Raw genomic sequence first — 22,703 nt, 5'->3', positions numbered from 1 at the left:
ATAAGCACAAGAATACGGAACCGCCATGATTCGCTCGCTCTGGACTGCCAAGACCGGCATGGACGCCATGCAGATGAACGTCGACGTCATCTCCAACAACTTGGCGAACGTCAACACCAACGGTTTCAAACGCCAGCGCGCGGTGTTCGAAGACCTGCTGTACGTGAACCTGCGCCAGCCCGGCGCCTCGACCAGCCAGCAGACGCAACTGCCGACCGGGCTGCAGCTCGGTACCGGTGTGAAGCCGGTCGGCACCTCGCGCATCTTCACCCAGGGCAATCTGCAGCTCACCGATGGCAATCTGGACATGGCGATCAATGGCCAGGGGTTCTTTCAGATTTCGCTGCCGGATGGCAACACCGCCTACACCCGCGACGGCTCGTTTCAGGTCGATAACCAGGGCAATGTCGTCACCGCCAGCGGCTACCAGATGCAGCCAGCGCTGCAAGTGCCGCAAGGGACGACCAGCCTGACCATCGGCAAGGACGGCACGGTGACGGCGGTGGTCAACAACGAGACCTCGGCGCCGATTCAGCTCGGGACGATCCAGATCGCCAGCTTCATCAATCAGGGGGGCTTGCAGTCGATCGGCGATAACCTGATGCTCGAAACCGCATCGTCCGGTACGGCCAATATCGGCCAGCCGGGCAGCAATGGTCTGGGCGCGATCAATCAGGGTTATGTCGAAACCTCGAACGTCAACGTCACCGAAGAGCTGGTGAACCTGATCGAAGCACAGCGCGCCTACGAGATCAATTCGCGCGCGGTGAAGACGTCGGACGAAATGCTGGCGCGACTCTCGAATCTGTAAGGAAATGATGGTGATGTATTTGGCGCGTGTGTTGAGTGTTATCGCGGCGGCTTTGTTGTCGGCCTGTGCCGTGCATCCGCAGGTGGTGTCGGCGCCGACGACGGCAAGACCGTTGCCGCCGGTGGCGACGCAGCAAAATCCTGGCGCGATCTTCCAGACCACGTCGTCGAGGATGCTGTTCGAGGAGCGTGTCGGCCGCTACGTCGGCGACATTCTCACGGTGCAGATCGAGGAAAATCTCAGCGCCAGCAATTCCTCGACCAGCAGCGCCAACCGCGACGGCAGCGCCAAGGTCGGCGGCTCGGGCGATCTGCCGTACTTCCCGGGCGCCTTGAGCAAGTTTTTTGACGCCAATGTCAGCATGTCCACCGGCAACAGCTTCGCCGGCAAGGGCGCGACCAACAACAGCAATACCCTGCGCGGCACGCTGGCGGTGACGGTGATCGAGGTGCTGCCCAATGGCAACCTGATCGTCGGCGGCGAGAAGCAGATCGCGGTCAACGGCTATCAGAACGCCTGGCGCTTTACCGGCGTGGTCAATCCCTACGACATCAAGGCCGGCAACGTGGTCTCGTCGACCCGCGTCGCCGATGCACGTATCGAGCAGGTCGGGCAGGGCGCGATTGCCGATGCCAATACCGTCGGCTGGTTGCAGCGCCTGTTCCTTAACGTGATGCCGTTCTAAAGGGCGCAGCATGAAAAAAATCACTACGGCGCTGCTCGTGACGCTGGCCATGCTGGCCATGCCGCTGGCACAGGCGCAAAAGCTGCGCGAGCTGGCGTCGGTGGCCGGGGTGCGCGACAACCAGTTGATCGGTTATGGTCTTGTTGTCGGCCTGGACGGCAGCGGCGACCAGACCACGCAAACGCCGTTCACCGTGCAGTCGGTGATCAATATGCTCAATAACCTCGGCATTCAGGTGCCGGCCGGCGGCAATCTGCAGCTGAAAAACGTCGCCGCTGTCACCGTGACCGCGACGCTGCCGGCGTTCGCGCGCCCCGGCCAGCCGCTGGATGTCACCGTCTCGTCGATCGGCAATGCCAAGTCGCTGCGCGGCGGTACGCTGGTGCTGACGCCGCTCAAGGGGGCCGATGGTCAGGTGTACGGCATGGCGCAGGGCAATGTGATCATTCCCGGTGCCGGCGCTTCAGCCGCCGGCAGCAGCGTGCAGATCAACTCGCTCGCGGCCGGGCGCATCCCCAACGGTGCGACGGTCGAGCGCGCGGTGCCCAATGCAATGAACAATAACGAGTTCGTCCAGATCGAGTTGCGGACCACCGATTTCACCACCGCCAGCCGCGTGGTCGAGGCGATCAACCGCAACCTCGGCCCGGTCGCCGCAGCGCTGGATGGCCGCGTGGTGCAGGTGCGCGCACCGCAGGATGCCAACCAGCGGGTTTCCTTCCTCTCCAGGCTGGAAAACATCGAAGTGAATGCCGCCCCGGCGATCGCCAAGGTCATCATCAATGCGCGTACCGGCTCGGTGGTGATGAACCAGTCGGTCGAGATCGATCCGTGCGCGGTCTCGCACGGCAACCTGACGGTGACGATTGCTGCCGACAACCAGGTCGTCCAGCCCAACCCGCTCGCCGGCGGGCGGACCCAGACGGTGACCAATGCCGACATCCAGATTCAGGCCGATTCGGGCGGCATCGTGCGGCTGCCGAAGGCCGCCAATCTGCGCGATGTGGTGCGGGCGCTCAATGCCGTTGGCGCTACCCCGCAAGACCTGCTGGCGATTCTGCAGGCGATGAAGGCGGCGGGGAGCCTGAAGGCCGAGCTTGAGGTGATTTAAACCTGCCTTGTTGGGCCGCGACGAGCTGCTCCGGCTCGCCTGCCGGGCAGGCTCTGCTTTATCAGGCACGGCAATTGCTTATATACGCCGGTAGCCTTACCGCGGTTTTTTCATGCTCACTCAGACGCCCGTTTCAAGCATTCAGGATTTCGCCGCCGATGTACGCGGTATCGCGGCCTTGCGCCAGACCGCCAAGAGCTCGCCCAAAGCGGCGGCGCATGCGGTGGCGCAGCAGTTCGAGGCGATGCTGATGCAGCAGCTGGTCAAGTCGATGCGCGATGCATCGCCGCATTACGACGAGCTGCAGTCGCCCGCAACCGATCTGTACCGTGGATTGCACGATCAGCAGATGTCGCTGAACCTGGCCAAGCGGGGCGGCTTGGGCCTGACCGATGCGATCGCGCGGCAGATCGAGGTGCTGCAAAATCCGGCCTTGTTGAAGACGGTGCAGCGACATCAGTCCCGCCAGCAGACCGAGGTCGCACCGGTGACGGGCGGCAGCGCGGCGGCAAATTCTGCCGCTCCGGCGGCGAAGGGCAGCTTTATCGGCGACGTGTTCGAGGCGGCCAAGGCCGTTGCGCCATCGCTGGGCGTTGCGCCGCATCTGCTGCTGGCGCATGCCGCGCTCGAAACCGGCTGGGGCAAAAAGCCGATCCGCGATGCGGCCGGCGGCGATAGCCATAATCTTTTCGGCATCAAGGCCGGCAGCAGCTGGCAGGGCAAAACGGTGGATATCACCACGACCGAGTTCGTCGATGGCGTGGCGCAGAAGCGGATCGAAACCTTCCGCGCCTACGATTCGTACACCGAGGCACTGTCGGACTACGCCGGTCTGATTCGTCGTCGCTTTGGCGAGGCGATCGGCAAGGGCGAGGACGCGCAGGGCTTTGCGCGCGCGCTGCAGGCCAAGGGTTACGCCACCGATCCGCAGTACGTCGACAAATTCGCAGCGGTCGCCCGCCGCGTCAGCCGTCAGGTTGCCGGGCTGGCCTCAAGTCTGGGCTGATCCTGCCGATAACAAGATGAATACGGAGTAGACAAGATGGCTTCCAGCGTTTTCGGGATTGGTGTTTCGGGCCTCAATGCGGCCAACCTCGGTTTGACGGTGACCGGGCATAACATCGTCAACGCCAACACCCCGGGCTATTCGCGCCAGAACGTCACCCAGAGCGCACCCTACCCGCAAGGTACCGGTAACGGTTTTGTCGGCCTGGGGACGCGCGTCGACGACATCCGCCGTTCTTACGATCAGTTCCTCACCCGTAATGTGCAGACCGCACAGGCGAGCGCGAGTTACTACAACGAGCTGCTGTCGCACCTGAGCGATATCGACAATATCGTTGCCGATCCGACCGCAGGCGTATCGCCGGCGCTGCAGAGCTTCTTCAGCGCGATGCAGAACGTCGCTACCAATCCGGCCAATGCGCCGGCACGGCAGGCGCTGTTGTCGTCGGCGCAAACGCTGGTCAACCGCTTCCAGGTGTTCGAGCAGCGCCTGACCGAGCTGCGTGACGGTGTGAATGGCGACCTCACCAATACCGTCAGCAGCATCAACGCGATTTCCAAGCAGATTGCCGAGCTCAACAACCAGATCGGCGTACAGGCCGGCAGTGGCCATCCGCCCAACGATTTGCTCGATCAGCGCGACGAACTGGTGCGCTCGCTCAATACCTATGTGAAAGCCACCGCGACCACGCAGCAGGATGGCTCGATCAACGTCTTTATCGGCAATGGCCAGAGTCTGGTTGTCGGCAATCAGCCGTTCGAGCTGGGCGTCGAAGCATCGCCGAGCGATCCGCAGCGCATGGCCGTGGTCTACAAGCAGAACAACAACAGCATCTTTTTGCCCGAGTCGCAACTGACCGGCGGCAAATTGCAGGGGCTGCTGGATTTTCGCAGCAAATCGCTCGATACCGCGCAAGCGGCCCTGAACCAGATCGCGCTGGTGACCGCGCAAACGATGAATACCCAGCAAAGCGCTGGTGTGGATCTGACCGGGGCGATGGGCACCAGGCTGTTCGGCTTCGCCACCGATGCTGCGACCGGTGCGCCTAGCCTGGGCGCGGTGTTTTCCAATACCGTCAATACCGGCACCGCGCAGTTGAGCGGCTATATCGACGATATGGGGCAGCTGACCGCCAGCAATTACGAATTCTCGTTCGATGGCAGCAATTACGTGCTGACCCGCCAGTCGGACAAGCAGAAAACCGTATTTACCCCGGCGCAAGTCGCCGCCGGCCCGGTGGGCGTCGATGGCCTGAAGTTGTCCGTCACGCCAGGCATGGCGGCGGGGGACCGGTTCACCATTCAGCCCGCGGCCGGCTTCGTGCGCGGAATGTCGGTACAAATGACCGATCCGTCGCGGATTGCCGCCGCCGGTGCCGTGCTTGCGACCAAGGGCAGCAGCAATACCGGTTCGCTGACCTTCACCCAGCCGGAAACCACGGTGCCGGTGACCGATGCCACCTGGAAGCCGGGGGCGACGCTGCAGAATCCGGTCACGATCAATTTCACCTCGCCAACGTCGTTCACGATCACCGATCCGGTGACCGGCGTACCGGGGCCGGCGCAAACCTATACGGCAGGCATGACCGTGTCGGCGAACGGCTGGTCGATGAAGCTCGACGGCACGCCGGCCGCCGGCGACAAGGTCAGTATCGGCCCCAACAGCAATGGCAATGCCGACGGCCGCAATGCCTTGGCAATGGCCGGGTTGCAATCGCAGAAGCTGATGAACAAGGGCACGGTCAATTATCAGGATGCCTACGGCCAGCTGGTCTCGACCATCGGCGTGCAAACCAATGACGCCAAGATCATGGCTACCGCGCAAGACACGGTGCTGTCGCAAGCGACCGACGCCCGGGCATCGGTCGCAGGTGTCAATCTCGACGAAGAGGCGGCCAATCTGCTGCGTTATCAGCAGGCCTATCAGGCCGCCAGCAAAGTGATCCAGATCGCGCAGGAAGCGTTTCAAAGCATCCTGCAGATCGCGTAATCAAGGTAAACCAGCATGCGCGTCGCAACGACCACGTTTTACGATATCGGCAGCCGCGGTCTGCAAACACAGCAGTCCAACCAGGCGCGTTTGCAGAACCAGCTCAACACCGGCCGGCGCATTCTGTCGCCGTCGGATGATCCGATCGGTGCCTCGCGTGCGCTGTCGGTGACGCAGGCGCAGTCGGTGAATGCCCAATACAGCGTCAACAGCAAGGCGGTGGATTCGGCGCTCGGCTTGACCGAATCGACGCTGCAGCAAGTGGTCGAGCTGGTGCAGAACGTGCAATCGCTGGCGATCCAGGCCGGCAATCCTGCCTTGTCGTTGGCGGATCGCAGCTCGCTCAACGAAGCGCTGAAGTCGCGTTACGAGGAGCTGATGGGCCTTGCCAATACCACCGATGGTGGTGGCCAGTATCTGTTCTCCGGCTTCCGTGGCGATACCAAGCCGTTTTCCGAAGCCAGTTTCGGTAAGGTCGATTATCTGGGCGATGAAGGCCAGCGATTGGTGCAGATTTCGGCATCGCGCAATTTGCCGATTTCAGAGTCGGGCAGTGCAGTGTTTGGCGAGATCAAAAACGGCAACGGCACGTTCCAGACCGGCGCGGCGGCCGGCAATACCGGCTCGGGTATGGTTGATCTTGGCACCGTCAGTAACCCGCTGAAATGGGGCGATCCGGCCAATGTGCAGAACTACAAGGTCTCGTTCAGCGTTGATGCGGCGGGGGCGACGACGTACGACATCGTCGATAGCCGAGCGACGCTGGCCGATGGCAGCGCCAATGCCAACTTCAACAAGTCGATGATCGACGGCTATGACTACGCCGTCCCGCGTGTCGGGGCGATGCCACGCGGCTACTCGGCCGGTAGCGAAATCCAGTTCAAGCAGCTGGCGGGCGAAACCGCGGTTCCTGGTTGGGATGCCGGCGCGTCGCTGAGCATCAAGGGCGTGCCGGCGAATGGCGACAGCTTCAGCATCAGGCCATCGCAGAATCAGGACATGTTCTCGATGCTGGCCGACTTCTCGACCCAGCTCGGCGCAGCGCAGTTCGATGAAAATTCGAAGGCCAATTATCAGAACGGTCTCGCCCGGGTGATCGGCAATCTCTCCAGCGCGCTCGACAACGTGCTGTCGACACAGGCGAAGATCGGTGCCCGAATGAACGAGACCGACTCGGTGCGCAACACCAACGGCGATCTGGATCTGCAATACGCCCAAACGCTGTCGGGCTTGCAGGATCTGGACTACACCAAGGCGATCACCGATTTCACGCTGACGCAGACCCTGCTCGAAGCGGCGCGTGCGTCGTTCTCCAAAGTGCAAGGAATGAGCTTGTTCAAATACCTCTAACGCGGTTTGATCGATCGCCTGTTTCGGCCCGCGCAAGCGGGCCGTTCTCATACTGGCTGTTAGAATGCCCGGCTGAGTGATGAACGAGCGATCTTCCATGGCCAAGGACAAGTCCGTATTCAGTTGCAATGCCTGTGGTGCCCTCTCGCCCAAATGGCAGGGCCAGTGCCCCGGCTGTGGCGAGTGGAACACCTTGGTCGAAACGATTGCCGAGGCCAAGCCCAGCGCCAGCGGCAACCGCTTTGCCGCACTGGCTGCCGATGGTCGGGTGCGCCAGCTGGCCGATGTGGACGCCGAAGAAATGCCGCGTACCGCCACCGGTATTGCCGAACTCGATCGCGTGCTCGGCGGCGGCCTCGTGCCCGGCGGCGTGGTGCTGATCGGTGGCGATCCGGGCATCGGCAAGTCGACGTTACTCTTGCAGGCATTGGCGCGGATGGCGCAACAGCACAGGGTGCTTTATGTGTCGGGCGAGGAATCGGCGCAGCAGATTGCCTTGCGCGCCAAGCGCCTTGATCTGGCCGATGCACCGGTGGCGCTGTTCGCCGAAATCGGGCTCGAACGGATCCTGACCATGCTCGATCGCGAGAAGCCGCAGGTTGTGGTCATCGATTCGATCCAGACCATGTATACCGAGCAATTGACCAGCGCGCCGGGCAGCGTTGCTCAGGTGCGCGAATGCGCGGCGCAACTGACCCGCTTTGCCAAACGCCACGGCACGACGATCCTGCTGGTCGGCCACGTCACCAAGGAAGGCGCACTGGCCGGACCGCGCGTGCTCGAGCATATCGTCGACGCGGTGCTGTATTTCGAAGGCGATACCCACTCGAGCTTCCGGCTGATCCGCGCGATCAAGAACCGCTTCGGCGCCGTCAACGAGCTGGGTGTGTTCGCCATGACCGACAAAGGCCTCAAGGAGGTCACCAATCCGTCGGCGCTGTTTTTAAGCCAGCACAAGGAGCCGGTGTCCGGTTCGTGCGTGCTGGTGACGCAGGAGGGCTCGCGGCCGATGCTGGTCGAGGTGCAGGCGCTGGTCGACGACGCGCACTCACCGCAACCCCGACGTCTAGCGGTCGGGGTCGAGCAGAACCGGCTGGCGCTGCTGCTGGCGGTGCTGCATCGCCACGCTGGGATTGCCGCCTTCGATCAGGATGTCTTCATCAATGCGGTCGGCGGCGTGCGCATCAGCGAACCGGCGGCCGATCTGGCGATGCTGCTGGCCATTGTCTCCAGCCTGAAAGACCGGCCCTTGCCACACAAGCTGGTGGTATTCGGCGAAGTGGGTCTGGCCGGCGAAGTCCGGCCAGTGCAGCGCGGCCAGGAGCGCCTGCGTGAGGCGGCCAAGCTCGGATTCACCCATGCCATCGTGCCCAAGGCCAATCGGCCGCGATCACCGATCGAAGGCATGACCGTGACGGCGGTCGATCGCCTCGCTGATGCGGTCGGCGCGGCCTTGTAAGCAGCATGACTACGACTATCGTAACGATTGAATCGTTTTTCCCGGTTCGCGGTTGAATGACGATAAAATGCCCCCATTGATTTGAACAAGGCCTTGCCGTAAACCGGCCCGGCATTTCGACTGACTACCCCATACGCGGAGATTTTTTGATGAGCGAACATATCGTGCAAGTGACCGACGCCAGCTTCGATGCCGAAGTGCTGCAAGCGCAGATCCCGGTTCTCGTGGATTACTGGGCTGAATGGTGCGGCCCTTGCAAGATGATTGCGCCGATCCTGGACGAAGTGGCCGGTGAGTACGCGGGCAAGCTCAAGATCGCCAAGCTCAACATCGACGAAAACCAGGCTACGCCGCCGAAGTTCGGCATTCGTGGCATCCCGACGCTGATGCTGTTTGTCGACGGCGAAGCGAAGGCGACCAAGGTTGGCGCGCTGTCCAAGTCGCAACTGACCGCTTTCCTCGACAGCAATCTGTAATATCCACCGGCCGATTACCATCGGCGGTATTCAAGGCGGGCGATCTTCCTGGTCACCCGCCTTGACATTTTGTTTTGTAGGCGTATACGCTTACAACTAATTCTTATGCGTCGGGGTTCTCCCGCGCAGTCGTTTCCCGCACCTGCCTGTCGCAGCAACCCACCGCCCTTATTACATCGGCCGCCCCCTATGCATTTGTCCGACCTGAAGCCCTTGCACGTCACCGAACTGGTCGAAATGGCCGCCAAGTTCGAGATCGACGGTGCCAACCGCTTGCGCAAGCAAGACCTGATCTTCGCCTTGCTTAAAAACCAGGCCAAGAAGGGCGAGACTATTTTTGGCGATGGTACGCTTGAAGTCCTGCCGGATGGCTTTGGCTTTTTGCGCAGTCCCGACACCAGTTACCTCGCCGGGCCCGATGACATCTATGTCAGTCCGAGCCAGATTCGCCGCTTCAATCTGCATACCGGTGATAGCGTCGAGGGCGAAATCCGTACGCCGAAAGAGGGCGAGCGCTATGTGGCGCTGGTGAAGGTCGACAAGATCAACGATCAGCCGCCGGAAATCTCGAAGAACAAGATCCTCTTCGAAAACCTGACGCCGCTGTTCCCGAACAAACGTCTGAATCTGGAACGGGCAATCAAGGCCGAGGAAAACATTACCGGCCGGGTGATCGATCTGGTTGCGCCGATCGGCAAGGGCCAGCGTGCGCTGCTGGTTGCGCCGCCGAAGACCGGTAAGACCGTGATGCTGCAGAATATTGCGCATGCGATTGCCGCCAATCATCCTGATGTGGTCTTGATCGTGCTGCTGATCGACGAGCGGCCGGAAGAAGTGACCGAAATGACGCGTTCGGTGCGCGGTGAAGTCATCAGTTCTACTTTTGATGAGCCGGCGACCCGCCATGTGCAGGTGGCCGAAATGGTCATCGAAAAGGCCAAGCGTCTGGTTGAGCACAAGAAAGATGTGGTGATTTTGCTTGATTCGATCACGCGTCTGGCGCGGGCCTACAACACCGTGGTGCCGTCGTCGGGCAAGGTGCTGACCGGTGGTGTCGATGCCAATGCGCTGCAACGACCAAAGCGTTTCTTCGGTGCCGCACGCAATATCGAAGAGGGCGGTAGCCTGACCATCATCGCCACCGCGCTGATCGATACCGGTTCGCGCATGGACGAAGTGATTTACGAAGAATTCAAGGGCACCGGCAACAACGAGTTGCACCTTGATCGCCGCATGGCCGAGAAACGCCAGTTCCCGGCCATCAACATCAACCGTTCCGGTACCCGTCGCGAAGAGTTGCTGATCCCGCAAGAGCAGCTGCAAAAGATCTGGGTACTGCGCAAATTGTTGTACCCGATGGACGATCTTGAGGCGATGGAGTTCCTGCTCGACAAGCTCAAGGCGACGAAGACCAACAACGACTTCTTCGATTCGATGCGCCGTTAAGTGCCGGCTTGCCGCAGGCGGCATGATCTGGAATAATATTGCGTCTTGCGTCGGCACAATCCCGGCGCGCAAACTTTAGGAAAAACAATGAAAGCCGATCTGCACCCAGAATACAAAGAAGTCATCTTCTTCGACGCAAGCGTTGACTTCAAATTCCTGACCCGTTCGACGATGACCGCCAAGGGTAAGGAAACCATGAAATGGACCGACGGCCAGGAATACCCGGTCGTGCGTCTGGACATCTCGTCGGAATCGCATCCGTTCTACACCGGCAAGCAAAAGATCGTCGATACCGCCGGCCGTATCGAGAAGTTCCGCAACAAGTACGCGATGTACAGCAAGTAAGCGGCATTCCGCTCAAACTGAAAAGGCAGCTTTATGGCTGCCTTTTTTGTCTTCTGCGCCTATCCTTTTCTTTTTTCTTCCGATCCGCGCCCGCATGCTGACCTATCTACCTCCTTCCGAGCGGGAAACACCGCAGCCGCCATCCGACAAGCCGTGGCTATTGCTGCTGCTGTGCGTCTTCTGGGTTTTCCCTGGCCTGATCGGGCATGATCCATGGAAGCCGAGCGAGCTGGAAACCGCTGCGGTTATCGGTCGTTTCCTCGCCGGTCAACATTGGTCGCTGCCTTTCTTCGGCGAACAGCCTTATCTGATCGCCGGCCCGCTGTACTACTGGAGCGGTGCCTTGTTGGCGTGGCCACTTGGCAAGCTGGGGGTGTCGATTCACGACGCCGCCCGGCTCATCACCGGCGTGTGGATGGCGCTGGCGATGTGGGGCGTCGGTTTGGCCGGGCGCGAGTTGTTCGGCCGACGGCAAGGGCGCGTGTGCGTGATGGTGCTGATCGGCTCGATCGGGCTGGTTGTCTGGGGTCATCATCTGGCCCCACCAGTGCTGACCCTGACCGCGTTTTCCTGGCTGGCCTATGCGTTGGCTTATGCCCGGCGCCAGCCATTTTTCGCCGGCCTGCTGTTGGGGCTGGTGTGGCTGGTGTTGATCGCCGGGACCAATCTGGGCCAGTTTGGTCTGGCTGTGCTGATCGCCTTGGCAATCGGTAGCGTGGGGCCGTGGCGGCGCGCGGCCTACCTGGTGACGTTGGTGACCGCGCTAGTGATTTCGCTGCCGATCGGGGCGATCTGGCTGATCGATTTGTCCCGTTATGATCCGGCGGCGTTCCAGCACTGGTACCGCTTGTTCGCACTGGGGCCTTACGACGGGTTTGGCCACCTTGCGTGGTTCAGCGGTACGGGCTACACGCTTGCGGTGCTGCCATGGTTTGCCTGGCCGGCGCTGCCGCTGGCGGCTTGGGGTATTTGGGTCAACCGCACCGACCTTGGATCCCAGCCCAAGTTGCTGTTGCCGTTGCTGATGGCCGTTCTGGCGCTGCTTTGGCTGATGCTGGCCGGGGATACCCGCGAATCCGATTTGCTGGTGCTATTGCCCTCGCTGGCCCTGCTGGCCGGTGCCGGCATTGATACATTGCGTCGCGGTGCTGCTGCCGCGCTGAACTGGTTTGGCGTGATGACCCTGGGTATCGGCGCCTGCCTGTTGTGGCTGGGCTGGCTGGTATTGCACGGTGGCGTACCGATCAGCTGGACTGTGGCCTTGCAGGCGGCAAGCCCGGCCTACCAGCTGTCGTTGCATTGGGGCGGCTTGCTGTTTGGCTTGGTACTCACGGCACTATGGTGCTGGGTGCTGTCGCGCAAGCGCCCGCTAGGCCGTCAGGCGGTCACTAACTGGGCTTGCGGCGTTACCCTGGTCTGGGGGGTATTGATCGGCTTGTGGCAGCCGTGGCTTGATGCGGCGAAGAGCTACCGTGAGGTAGTGCTGTCGCTGCGAAACGAGCTGGCACAGCAGGTGCCGGGTTGCGTTGCCGGTGAGGTCTCGACGTCGATGATTGCATCGCTGGATTATTTCGCGGGTATTCGCCTGGCCAGCGGCCCGCTAGCGCAAGACTGCCCGCTAGTGTTGCGCCAAGGGACGCCGCCGGTGGGCTCGCTGGTGAGCTGGGAAGGGCAACGCGCCGGTGAAAACCATGAGCGCTTCTATCTGATCGAATTGCCAAGGGATTGATCGGGTAGATCGAGCGAGCAGAAACAACAATGGCGGGCTATCAGCCCGCCATTGTTGTTTCTGCAATTCTGCCGGTGAAGTCCGGATGCAGTTTGTACGCCCTGTCGGCGCCAGGTCCCGATAGGATGCTTCAATCTTCCTGTGACGATTCCGCCGGCACGACGGCATTCAGCACATTGCGACGGATGAACCAGAACAGGTAGCCGGCCATACCGCAAATGAAGGTGATGGTGAACAAGCTCAGCAAGCCGATATCCGTCGTAAACAGTGTTTGCAGCGGGGTATTTTCCATGATGGGGCTCCCTGTCGTGATGCCCCAATATGCCGAACGGGTGTCTTGCATGCCTTGACGGTGATCAAGTTACCGTCGTGTCGGCTTCCTGTTGGCAAACCCGATTACGACCACCGTGCTTGGCATCGTACAACGCCAGATCGGCGCGTTTGAGCAGCGGATCGACGATGCTGTCACCCGATGCCAGTGTGGTGATACCGATGCTGGCGGTGAAGCGGATGCATTCGCCATCCGGTGTCAGCAGCTGGTACGCCTCGATTCGGGCCCGCAGCCGCTCGGCGACGAGGGTGGCCATCGGCATCGGCGTTTCCGGAAGCAGCGCGGCGAATTCTTCGCCGCCCATGCGGCCGATCAGATCTGCGTCGCGTAGCGTGTTGCGGCAGAGCAGGGCAATGGCGCGGATTGCCGCATCGCCGGCATCATGACCGTACTCATCGTTGATGAGCTTGAAATGGTCAATGTCGATCATCATCAGCGTCAACGGTCGGCCATAACGCTGTGCCCGTACCAATTCATGGTTGGACATTTCCATGAAGTGATTGCGGTTGGCCAGGCCCGACAGGCCGTCGGTGGTCGCCCGATGTTGCAGTTCGACTTCAAGGCGCTTTTGTTGGGTAATGTCGCTGATGCCGATCAGCAAGGTTGCACCGCTGCTGCCTGATGCTTGCGACATCGACAAATGGCCCCAGAAGGTCTCGCCATTGCTGCGCCGGAGCCGGACTTCCAGCGTGCGCACCGGCTGACCCGAGTGCACGTCTTCAAGCTGGTTGAGGAAATCCAGCCGATCCTGATAAAGCTGGAAGACGCGCATCGACAGCGCGGTGGCTTGCGGCAGATCGAACATCTGCGCCGCTTGCTGATTGATATAGGTGATGAAATGGTCGCTGGGTCGGCTCAGAACCAGCGCGACCGGCGTGGTTTCAATCATTTGCCTGAAGCGTGATTCGCTCGCGTCCAGGCGTTTTTCCTTGTGGCGCAGATGTTCGGACAACTGGCGTGATTGCCAGAAAAAGTACGCCATCAACAAGGCCATTGCCAGCAGTAGCGCACCGCCGATCAGGTAGTAGCGGATTTCGGCATACCAGCGGCTCAGATAATCGTTGGACGACAGGCTGACCGCGATGAAAAACGGCGTATCGCCGATTTGCTGATACGCGGTCTGCCGGGTGATGCCATCGATGCGTGTCTGGCGTACTTGTACGCCGTGTTGCGAGCCATCGCGCAGTCCGCGCAGGGTTGCGGCATCGGGCTCGAAGCCCGGTGGCGCTTCCGGATAGCTGGCGATGATGCCAAGACGCTCGTCGACCAGCATCGTGAGGCCTTGATGGCCCAGCGACAAGGTTCCGAGCACGCGATCAAAATACTGCGTCGTGATCGACGCGGCAACCCAGCCGTCGAGCCGGCCGGGCTGTGTTTCAACGCGATGGACGATGATCAAGCCCGGTTTCTGGGTGTTGCCGTTGCGATTGAGCCGGGTGTAATCGCGTTCGATAAACGGATTGTTGCGCTGGCGCTCCAGATCCTCGGCTTTGAGCGGAATATTGCTGCCCGGCACGTCCAGCGCGCGATGCGTGATCACCACATCGGTGCTGAACAGGGCGAGATTGTCGAGCTGGCGGATTTGTGCCAACTGGTCGAGCAACAAGCTCTGCAGCTCCTTGTTGCGGGTCTCGCCCAGATCGGATTGAGCCAGATCGGCCGGCGACAATTGCCGAATCAAGCCGTTGGTAACTAGGTCGACTTCACGCAGCGCCGATGCCAGTTGCCCCTCCAGCACACCCGCGAGGTTTTGCGCCTCATCGCGGGCGCGCTGAACCTCGGCGCGATACGAGCTGTTGACCTGCAGGCTGAGGATAAGCAGCAGCCCAAGCGCAAACAGCACGGTCACGGCACCGCTCAGCAAGGACTGGCGGCTGGACCAGCGCAGGGCGATTTTGCGCATGGGCGGGGTGATCAGTCGCGGAAGTTCTGGTACTGCAACGGAAAGTCGGTCACCGACTTGCGAACCAGAGCGATCACCTCTTGCAGCGTATCCCGCTTGGTACCGGTCACGCGCACGGCGTCACCCTGAATGGCGGTTTGCACCTTGATCTTGGCATCCTTGATCAGCTTGATGATTTTCCTGGCCAGATCCTGATCGATACCGGCCTTGATCTTCAGCACTTGCTTGACCTTGTTGCCGGAGATTTTTTGTACGTCGCCGATTTCGAGGCGTTTGCTGCTGTCGGGCTCTTTCTTTTCCAGCGCCGGGAACAGCAATTCCTTGATCTGATCAAGCTGGAAATCCGAATCACCGTGCAAGGTGATGGTTTCCTCTTTCTCGTTCAGTTCGACCTTGGCGCTGGTGCCCTTGAAGTCGTAGCGGTTGACGATGCTGCGCTCGGCGACATCGATCGCGTTTTTCATCGAGACCATATCGACTTCGGAGGTGATATCAAATGAGGGCATGGCAATTCTCTGGCAATACTATGGAAACAGGTAATGCTGGGCAGCAAGCGCTGCCCAAAATACGGCGTACTGCTTAGTCGAAATGGCAGACGTAATGCAGCGTCTCGGTGACTTCGATGTCGAAGCTCGAATTGCCCGGCACGTTGAAGGCCTGGCCGCCGATCACTTCAACCGGATGCGCGCTGCCTGCAATCTTGACCACGCAATGGCCATCTTCGACTTCCATCAGTTCCGGTGCGCCGGTATTGAAGGTATAGGTGCCCGGCAGGATGACGCCGACGGTTTTCTTGCTGCCGTCAGCCAGAATGATGGTGTGGGAAACACATTTGCCATCAAAGTAGACGTTGGCTTTCTTGATGACTGCAACGTTATCGAACTGGGACATGAACAGCTCCTTTCTCGGAAATGGAAGATTATTTTTGCAGGATTTCGGTCAGCACCGTTTTGGCGATAAAGCCGAACATGCCGAGTCCGAGTACGAAAGCCAGCACGATGGTGCCATATTTACCGGCCTTCGAATCCTTGGCCAATCTGTAGATGATGAAGCACATATAGATGATCAAGCCGGTACACAGGATGGATACCGAGAGTGTGGTGAAAACCTCTTCATCCATATTCAAAAAAGCTTCAAGCATTGCAGTCTGACCGTTATCTATTGGGGGTGAGGCGTGTTTCTGCGTCATGACCGCTCTGGCCTTGTCATCGGGATGAGTCGGCGAGAGCGGTCTTGATGGCGCTTAGCGGCCTTTCTTGCCGGCGATGCGCAGGCGCAGTGCATTCAACTTGATGAAGCCGCCAGCATCGGCCTGATTGTAGGCGCCGCCGTCGTCGTCGAACGTCGCGATGGTCTGATCGAACAGCGTGTCCTTGGAGTCGCGCGCGACCACCGAGACACTGCCCTTGTACAGCTTGACGCGAACCCAGCCGTTGACGTTCTTCTGGGTGTGGTCGATCAGCACTTGCAGTGCCTCGCGCTCCGGGCTCCACCAGTAGCCGTTGTATACCAGGCTGGCGTAACGCGGCATCAGGTCATCCTTCAGGTGGGCCACTTCACGGTCGAGGGTGATCGACTCGATGCCGCGGTGCGCCTTCATCAGGATGGTGCCGCCCGGGGTTTCGTAGCAGCCGCGGCTCTTCATGCCGACGTAACGGTTTTCGACCAGATCGAGCCGGCCGATGCCGTGCTTGCCGCCGAGTTCGTTCAGCTTGGCGAGCACTTCGTGCGCCTTCAGGCGGGTGCCGTTGATGGCGACCACATCGCCGTTCTCGAACTCGAGATCGACAAATTCGGCGGCGTCCGGTGCGGCTTCCGGCGACACGGTCCAGCGCCACATCGATTCTTCGGCTTCGGACTTCGGGTCTTCAAGATGGCGGCCTTCAAAGCTGATATGTAGCAAGTTGGCGTCCATCGAATACGGCGCGCCGCCGTTCTTGTGCTTCATGTCGACTTCGATGCCGTTGGCTTCGGCGTAGGCCATCAGCTTTTCACGCGACAACAGATCCCATTCGCGCCACGGCGCAATTACTTTGACTTCCGGCATCAGCGCGTAGGCGCCGAGCTCGAAACGGACCTGGTCGTTGCCCTTGCCGGTGGCGCCGTGGCTGATGGCGTCGGCCTTGGTTTCGCGGGCGATTTCGATCAGGCGCTTGGCGATCAGCGGGCGGGCGATCGAGGTGCCAAGCAGGTATTCACCTTCGTACAGCGCATTGGCGCGGAACATCGGAAACACGAAATCGCGAACGAATTCTTCACGGACGTCGTCGATGTAGATGTTTTCCGGCTTGATGCCGAACTTGATGGCTTTTTCACGTGCCGGGGCGAGTTCTTCGCCTTGGCCCAGGTCGGCGGTGAAGGTCACGACTTCGCACTGGTAAGTGTCCTGAAGCCACTTCAGGATCACGGACGTATCAAGGCCGCCCGAATAGGCGAGCACAACTTTCTTAACATCAGACATGGAATTCCCCGATCTAGTAACAGGTAGGTGTAGCAATGAACCGACTGCGCTGTAGGCAGTCGGTCACGGTAATGGTTTGGTTTAACGCCCCAAGGCGAGTCTGGCGCCGAAGCTGACGAACAACAGGCCGGTAAACCTGCCCAGCAAGGGTGCAACCCATCGTCGTCGTGCCAGCTTCAGGGCAATGCGCGAGCCGGCAAGGATCAGCAGCGTCAGATAGCTGATGCTGGTGAGCTGAACGATCAGACCCAGCGCGGCAAACGTCACCGCGACATGTGGATAGGCGGGGTCGACGAATTGCGGGAAAAACGCCATGAAAAACAGGATGGCCTTGACGTTGACGAGCGAGATCGACAGCGCTTGCTTGTAAATATGCCGCGCGGGCACATCCAGATCGCGTTCATTGGCTGGGGAGCGGCGACTCAGTAGCAGCTTGAGCCCCAGCCAGCCAAGGTAAACGGCACCCGCATAGCGAACTACATCGAACGCCAGCGGATACGCGTGCATCAGCGAAGCAACGCCGAGCGCCGCAGCCAGCATCAGCACGAAATCGCCGGTGACGATGCCGGCTGCGGCGGCAAAACCGGCGCGCGGGCCACGTTTGGCGGCCACCGACAAGGCGAACAGCGAGTTCGGCCCTGGCATCAGGATGATGATCAGGGTGCCGATCAGGTAAGTCACGACGTCGGTGATGCCAAGAATGGACACGGTCAGATCAATCCTCGATCTTGCCCAGCAGCAGGTATTCCATCACTGCCTTTTGGGTGTGCATGCGGTTTTCGGCTTCGTCCCAGACCACCGATTGCGGGCCGTCAATGACTTCCGGATCGACTTCCTCGCCGCGATGCGCGGGCAGGCAATGCATGAACAGCGCATTGGCCTTGGCTTGCATCATCAGTTTTTCGTTGACCCTGTAATTGATGAAGTCCTTTTTGCGCTGCAGCGTCTCGCGCTCGTAGCCCATCGAGACGCTCACGTCGGTGGTGACGATATCGGCATCGCGCGCGGCCTGGTACGGATCGTAGAATTGTTCGAAATTCTGACGGCTGTAGGTCTGGCCATCGAGTACGGTCATTTCATAACCGCGCGGGCAGGCCAGATTGAGCTTGAAATTGAATATTTTTGCCGCCTGCAGCCAGGTGCGGCTGACATTGTTGCTGTCGCCGACCCAAGCCACGGTCTTGCCTTCGATCGAGCCGAAGCGTTCGATATAGGTATAGATATCGGCCATGATCTGGCAGGGGTGGTATTCGTTGGTCAGGCCGTTGATGACCGGCACCTTCGAGTTCTCGGCAAAGCGCTCGATGATGCTTTGCTCGTAGGTACGCACCATGACGATATTGACCATGCGGCTGATGACCTGGGCGACATCCTCGATCGGTTCGCCACGACCAAGCTGGGTGTCCTTGCTTTGCATGAACATCGCGTGGCCACCGAATTGCGCCATGCCGGCTTCGAACGATACCCGGGTGCGGGTCGACGACTTTTCGAAGATCATCCCCAGCACCTTGCCGATGAAGGGCTGATAGAGTTCACCCGCCTTCAGGCGATCCTTGATGACCTTGGTTCGCTGGAACAGGTAGTCGTACTCTTCGCGGGTAAAGTCGGAGAATTGCAGGTAGTGACGCATCGGCTGGCCTTTGTCGTCGCGGCAATCGCGCGCGCGTTTTTTCTGATAAAACGGCTATTATTCAGCGGTTTGCCTATGGCTGGCAAGATCGGATTCTCAGAGCGGGGGCGGGTTGGACTGGTGGATTCATTCGTTCACCGGCGCGCGGTGGTACAATCCGCGCTGAACGATGCTTGCTTGAATCCCTCTGCTTTTTCTATTCAGCTGATAGCCATGATCTGTAATCCATACGAAATAATCATCCAGGGCATCACCAGTAGCGGTCGGGAGTTCCGGCCCAGCGATTGGGCTGAGCGGCTGTCGGGGATTCTCTCCACCTTCGGTTTCGATCAGAAGCTCTCTTACGCGCCCTATGTTCGGCCGATGGTGCACGAAAACGTGCGCTGCGTTGCCGTCGATAAACAGCTGGAAAAAATCGATCCGCGCGTGTTCGAGTTCATCATGACCTTCGCCCGCGACAACGACCTGCGCATCGTCGATTGCCGCACGCTGATCGATCAATACAACGCCGTTCCGCCTGGCCGCACGCCGAGCGCCTGACCGGCGGTGTTCATCTCTTTCCTCGTTCGCTGCTTGTAGTTGTTGCATTGCACAATACTGACTATTCTGACCCCATGAACCTGGAGACAGGTGTATTTTGCGATGCAAAAATGGGGTGTTTGAGATGAGACTGAAAGGTAAGGTAGCCATCATTACCGGTGCTGCCAGCGGTATCGGCTACGCAACGGCCAAGAAATTTGTCGCCGAAGGCGCACAGGTTGCCGTTTGCGATGTGAATCAGCAGGGAATCGACGATGTCGTTTCCGAACTGGTTGCTTCCGGCGCGGATGCGTACGGTTATTTCGTCGACGTGACCAACCGCGAGCAGATTGCCAGCATGGTCAAAGGCGTCAAGGCGAACTTTGGCCGTATTGACGTGCTGGTCAACAACGCAGGTATCGTGCTGGATGCGCAGCTGACCAAGATGACCGACGAGCAGTTCGACAAGGTCATCGATATCAACCTCAAGGGCGTCTACAACTGCACCCGCGCCGTGGTCGAGACCATGGTGGAGCAGGGCGGCGGGGTGATTCTCAATGCGTCCTCGGTGGTTGGCCTGTATGGTAACTTCGGCCAGACCAATTATGCGGCCAGCAAGTTTGGCGTGATCGGTTTCGTCAAAACCTGGGCCAAGGAGCTGGGCAGAAAAGGGATTCGCGCCAATGCGGTGTGCCCGGGTTTTGTCGCCACGCCGATTCTGAACAGCATGCCGGAAAAGGTGATTGCGGCGCTGGAAGAGCGGGTGCCGATGCGTCGCCTGGCGCAGCCGGAAGAAATCGCCAACGTCTACGCTTTTCTGGCCAGCGATGAAGCCAGTTATATCAATGGTGCCGCCATCGAAGTCACCGGTGGTTTGACGCTGTAATCGTTGCCAATCAAAAAAGCCCGGGTACGTTCCGGGCTTTTTCGTGCTCGCAAGATCAACCGGCCCTGGCCGGCCCGTCCCAGACGATCCGCCATTCCTTGTCGACGCGCTGCCAGTACTGCCGGCGGATGCCTCCCGGTATCTGCATATCGTCGAAGGTCGCGACGCGCTGGTTTTCCGTCGCATCGCCGCTGAACAGGCTGAGCCCAGCTGGGGTGGTCGCCGCCGGATCGTGCTTGAGCATGCTGAGCGCGGCTTGACGCTTCTGTTGCCAAACCGTGCGCGGCAGCCAGTCGATCTTGCGCACAATGACCACCGGCGTAACGCCGATCTGCAGGCTGCTCGAGAGCGCACGCATATCTTCGTTGCCCAGGGCTACGCAACCGTTCGACGACCATGGCGAACGTGCATAGGTATCGTAGGGAACGCCATGTAGCCAGATGCCATGCCCGGTGCGTCCTTGCTGGCGATCGAGTTCGTTCGGGTAGGAAATCGGCCACGCGCCGATACCGTAGAGATCGGCTTTCTTGCCGAGCATGGTATCAAGCTGCGCGCGCGGCATCTGGCCGGTGACGAAATACACCCCGAGCGGGGTACGTTGATCGCCTTCCTTTTCCTTGCCGACGCCCAGTTTGCCGATCGTGGTGTAGAAGTCGGTGATGCGGCGCGGTACGCCACGGTCGTTGCTGAACAGATAGACGCGGGACGCCTTGGCATCGACCAGGACGGCATATTGTTGCTTGGCTGCCATGACCAGCAGATTCGCCGGCAGTGCATCATCGGGCGGCGCATCGCGGCTTGCCTGGATGCGTGCCATGGCTTCACGACGCAATCCTTCCAGTTGCTCGGCGGGGCCGCTGGCGGCATCGCCGACGGTTCGCAGCGGGCGATGCCGCATGGCGTACAAATCGGCGGAAAGCAGGTGGGCCAGACGATAGTCGGGCTCGCGCACCAGCAGCGCATCGACGGTCGCGCGCGCGTCGGCCATGCGGCCGGCGCCGATGGCGTCGAGCGCGGCAACGATCATTTGCTCGGGCGAGCCGGTCGTAGCGCGGCCTGCGCGACTCTGCGCCAGCGGACTGACTGCTTGTTGCGGATTGGCAAATTTGGGTTGGGCGGCCGGCGCGAGTACCAGCAACAACAGTACCGCGGTCAGGCGCCGTGCCCGGGATAAGGTGGACGACATGACGATTTAGCCTATCAGCGCCCCGAACGCTCTTCGCGGATCAGCCAATCGCCGCCGCTCTTTTCCAGCACCAGCGTTTTGCCGGTGGTGCTGGAAAGGCGTTCGGAACGATAGCTCTGGCGCAGGCGTACCTTGGCGGTCTTGTCGTCGCTGAAGTCGACGCGAATATCCGACAACTTGACCTCGATCGATTTTGGCGCCGCGACACGGTCGCGTCGCTCCTTGGCCCAATCGGCATGGCTTTGGCCGGCGGGGGCATAGTTTTTGGCATAGGCGCCGAGGTAACCGCTGACGTTCTGGCGGGCCCACATCTGTGCCCAGCGCTGTACGGCGGCGATAACGTCTTGCTGACGTTCGTCGACCACAGGCTTGGGGGCTGGCGTCGGCGTCGGTACTGGCGTGGGGGCTGGCGTTGCCAGCGGTGTTGGTTTTGGGGGCGGCGCGGGCGTTGGCGCCGGCGTGGCGAGCGGTTTGACCACTGCGGCGACGGCGACCGGTGTTGGCGCAGTTTTGGCCGGTGCGGCCGGACGTGCTGGTGTGCCGTTGCTGCTGAAAAGATTGTTGACCAGCTTCAGCTTGGTCTGTGCCGTGCCCTTGTTGCCATCGAGCTGTAGCGCCTTGTCATAAGCCTGGGATGCCAAACGGGCGTACAGGTCGCCCAGGTTCTCGTGCGCGGTGGCGTAGCTCGGATTGGTCTGGATCGCCATTTGCAGTGCGGTACGGGCTTTGTCGTACTGATTTTGCTGCGCGTACAGCACCGCGAGATTGTTATACGGCTCGGGCAGTTGCGGGTAATCCTCGGACAGGCTGACGAAGGATTTGATCGCATCGTCGTTACGGCCGAGTTCGGTCAGCGCCAAGCCGCGCATGAAGCGAATCTGCGGATCCTTGGGGTTTTTGGCGAGTACCTTGTCGGCGCGATCAAGCGCTGGCGCGTATTGGCGCGTCTGCAGCAACTGCTGGATATCCTCTTTGTCGCCGGCATGAACGGTGCCGGCAAACAGCAGGGGAAGCAGAGCAAGGGAGAGACGGCGCAAGCGCATAAGCATTGATTCCTGTTTTCGGCACGATCCGGCCGATGTAGACAGCCGCGATTCTATCAAAACCCGGCTACCGGTTGCGCATCATGCCTGTGCCTGTTGGTTTGCAAGCCATCCTTTTGGCGTTTGCATCGCCTGTATTAATGACATGTTCAGCGTATGGCCCCGTCAAATTCACCCGAATCCAGGTTGCGGATGACCGCAGCGCTTCCGAACCGGGTAGCGCATTGCGCCAACAAGCTGCAAGCACCGACCCATTGCATCGGCTGGGCGTGGTTTCCACGGGCGCGCTCAAGATCAGCCAGGCGGTGGTAATCACGTTGCCGGTTCCAGTCCTTTC

General features: G+C 60.3%; 22 protein-coding genes and 1 pseudogene. 13 read left to right on the top strand and 10 right to left on the bottom strand.

What is annotated here, in order from left to right; translation table 11 throughout:
• Nucleotides 1-25: 25 nt before the first annotated feature.
• The 11 genes from flgG to JLC71_RS07550 all read left to right on the top strand — a co-directional run bounded on the left by flgG (nt 26) and on the right by JLC71_RS07550 (nt 12,407).
• Nucleotides 26-811, top strand: a complete 786-nt coding sequence (flgG, locus tag JLC71_RS07600; RefSeq protein ID WP_200918136.1) for a flagellar basal-body rod protein FlgG — start codon at nt 26-28, stop codon at nt 809-811.
• 13 nt (nt 812-824) lie between these two features.
• A complete protein-coding gene (locus tag JLC71_RS07595) occupies nt 825-1,496 on the top strand; it encodes a flagellar basal body L-ring protein FlgH (RefSeq protein WP_236251015.1) in 672 nt (223 codons plus the stop codon).
• Nucleotides 1,497-1,506: 10 nt separating this feature from the next.
• Entirely contained in the window at nt 1,507-2,607 is a 1,101-nt protein-coding gene (locus JLC71_RS07590) for a flagellar basal body P-ring protein FlgI (protein ID WP_200918135.1), read from the top strand.
• A 112-nt stretch (nt 2,608-2,719) separates the two neighbouring features.
• The gene (gene flgJ, locus JLC71_RS07585) at nt 2,720-3,613 is read left to right on the top strand and encodes a flagellar assembly peptidoglycan hydrolase FlgJ (RefSeq protein WP_200918134.1); all 894 of its coding nucleotides are present in this window, start codon (nt 2,720-2,722) and stop codon (nt 3,611-3,613) included.
• A 36-nt stretch (nt 3,614-3,649) separates the two neighbouring features.
• Nucleotides 3,650-5,602, top strand: coding sequence for a flagellar hook-associated protein FlgK (flgK, locus tag JLC71_RS07580; protein WP_200918133.1), 1,953 nt, complete (start codon nt 3,650-3,652; stop codon nt 5,600-5,602).
• A gap of 15 nt (nt 5,603-5,617) precedes the next feature.
• Nucleotides 5,618-6,952 (top strand): flagellar hook-associated protein FlgL, encoded by a 1,335-nt coding sequence (gene flgL, locus JLC71_RS07575; protein ID WP_200918132.1) that lies wholly within the window; start codon nt 5,618-5,620, stop codon nt 6,950-6,952.
• A 97-nt stretch (nt 6,953-7,049) separates the two neighbouring features.
• Entirely contained in the window at nt 7,050-8,411 is a 1,362-nt protein-coding gene (gene radA / locus JLC71_RS07570) for a DNA repair protein RadA (RefSeq protein ID WP_200918131.1), read from the top strand.
• A 149-nt stretch (nt 8,412-8,560) separates the two neighbouring features.
• Complete coding sequence (gene trxA / locus JLC71_RS07565) at nt 8,561-8,887, top strand: thioredoxin TrxA (RefSeq protein WP_200918130.1); 327 nt, start codon at nt 8,561-8,563, stop codon at nt 8,885-8,887.
• Between the two features lie 189 nt (nt 8,888-9,076).
• A complete protein-coding gene (gene rho / locus JLC71_RS07560; RefSeq protein ID WP_200918129.1) occupies nt 9,077-10,333 on the top strand; it encodes a transcription termination factor Rho in 1,257 nt (418 codons plus the stop codon).
• 87 nt (nt 10,334-10,420) lie between these two features.
• Nucleotides 10,421-10,678, top strand: a complete 258-nt coding sequence (locus JLC71_RS07555) for a type B 50S ribosomal protein L31 (protein WP_200918128.1) — start codon at nt 10,421-10,423, stop codon at nt 10,676-10,678.
• Nucleotides 10,679-10,772: 94 nt separating this feature from the next.
• Nucleotides 10,773-12,407: an ArnT family glycosyltransferase gene (locus tag JLC71_RS07550; protein WP_200918127.1), complete on the top strand. Its 1,635-nt coding sequence runs from the start codon at nt 10,773-10,775 to the stop codon at nt 12,405-12,407.
• Nucleotides 12,408-12,537: 130 nt separating this feature from the next.
• Here the strand turns inward: JLC71_RS07550 and JLC71_RS07545 are convergent, their stop codons facing one another.
• From JLC71_RS07545 to argF, 8 genes are all read right to left on the bottom strand, one after another.
• Nucleotides 12,538-12,699: a DUF3149 domain-containing protein gene (locus JLC71_RS07545; RefSeq protein ID WP_200918126.1), complete on the bottom strand. Its 162-nt coding sequence runs from the start codon at nt 12,697-12,699 to the stop codon at nt 12,538-12,540.
• A 64-nt stretch (nt 12,700-12,763) separates the two neighbouring features.
• Nucleotides 12,764-14,641 (bottom strand): diguanylate cyclase, encoded by a 1,878-nt coding sequence (locus JLC71_RS07540; RefSeq protein WP_200918125.1) that lies wholly within the window; start codon nt 14,639-14,641, stop codon nt 12,764-12,766.
• Between the two features lie 11 nt (nt 14,642-14,652).
• Nucleotides 14,653-15,147, bottom strand: coding sequence for a YajQ family cyclic di-GMP-binding protein (locus tag JLC71_RS07535; RefSeq protein ID WP_200918124.1), 495 nt, complete (start codon nt 15,145-15,147; stop codon nt 14,653-14,655).
• Between the two features lie 73 nt (nt 15,148-15,220).
• Nucleotides 15,221-15,532 carry a pyrimidine/purine nucleoside phosphorylase gene (gene ppnP / locus JLC71_RS07530; RefSeq protein WP_200918123.1) on the bottom strand — a complete coding sequence of 104 codons (312 nt, stop codon included), beginning with the start codon at nt 15,530-15,532 and terminating at the stop codon, nt 15,221-15,223.
• A gap of 28 nt (nt 15,533-15,560) precedes the next feature.
• Nucleotides 15,561-15,761: a DUF2788 domain-containing protein gene (locus JLC71_RS07525; RefSeq protein ID WP_200918296.1), complete on the bottom strand. Its 201-nt coding sequence runs from the start codon at nt 15,759-15,761 to the stop codon at nt 15,561-15,563.
• Between the two features lie 123 nt (nt 15,762-15,884).
• Complete coding sequence (locus JLC71_RS07520) at nt 15,885-17,102, bottom strand: argininosuccinate synthase (protein ID WP_200918122.1); 1,218 nt, start codon at nt 17,100-17,102, stop codon at nt 15,885-15,887.
• Nucleotides 17,103-17,183: 81 nt separating this feature from the next.
• The gene (leuE, locus tag JLC71_RS07515; RefSeq protein ID WP_236251014.1) at nt 17,184-17,810 is read right to left on the bottom strand and encodes a leucine efflux protein LeuE; all 627 of its coding nucleotides are present in this window, start codon (nt 17,808-17,810) and stop codon (nt 17,184-17,186) included.
• Nucleotides 17,811-17,817: 7 nt separating this feature from the next.
• On the bottom strand, nt 17,818-18,732 hold the full coding sequence (gene argF, locus JLC71_RS07510; protein ID WP_200918121.1) for an ornithine carbamoyltransferase: 915 nt from the start codon (nt 18,730-18,732) through the stop codon (nt 17,818-17,820).
• A 213-nt stretch (nt 18,733-18,945) separates the two neighbouring features.
• Here argF and JLC71_RS07505 point away from each other — a divergent pair.
• Nucleotides 18,946-19,233, top strand: a pseudogene (locus JLC71_RS07505) (DUF3579 domain-containing protein); the annotation flags it as partial.
• A 163-nt stretch (nt 19,234-19,396) separates the two neighbouring features.
• Entirely contained in the window at nt 19,397-20,137 is a 741-nt protein-coding gene (fabG, locus tag JLC71_RS07500) for a 3-oxoacyl-ACP reductase FabG (RefSeq protein WP_200918120.1), read from the top strand.
• 55 nt (nt 20,138-20,192) lie between these two features.
• Here the strand turns inward: fabG and JLC71_RS07495 are convergent, their stop codons facing one another.
• Nucleotides 20,193-21,323: a L,D-transpeptidase family protein gene (locus tag JLC71_RS07495; protein ID WP_200918119.1), complete on the bottom strand. Its 1,131-nt coding sequence runs from the start codon at nt 21,321-21,323 to the stop codon at nt 20,193-20,195.
• A 14-nt stretch (nt 21,324-21,337) separates the two neighbouring features.
• Nucleotides 21,338-22,366, bottom strand: a complete 1,029-nt coding sequence (locus JLC71_RS07490) for a tetratricopeptide repeat protein (protein ID WP_200918118.1) — start codon at nt 22,364-22,366, stop codon at nt 21,338-21,340.
• Nucleotides 22,367-22,703: the final 337 nt, after the last annotated feature.

The sequence above is a fragment of the Jeongeupia sp. HS-3 genome (genome assembly GCF_015140455.1).
Lineage (GTDB): Bacteria > Pseudomonadota > Gammaproteobacteria > Burkholderiales > Chitinibacteraceae > Jeongeupia.
Note: the sequence above shows the minus strand (reverse complement) of the source record. Positions and strands in the feature narration are given on the sequence as shown.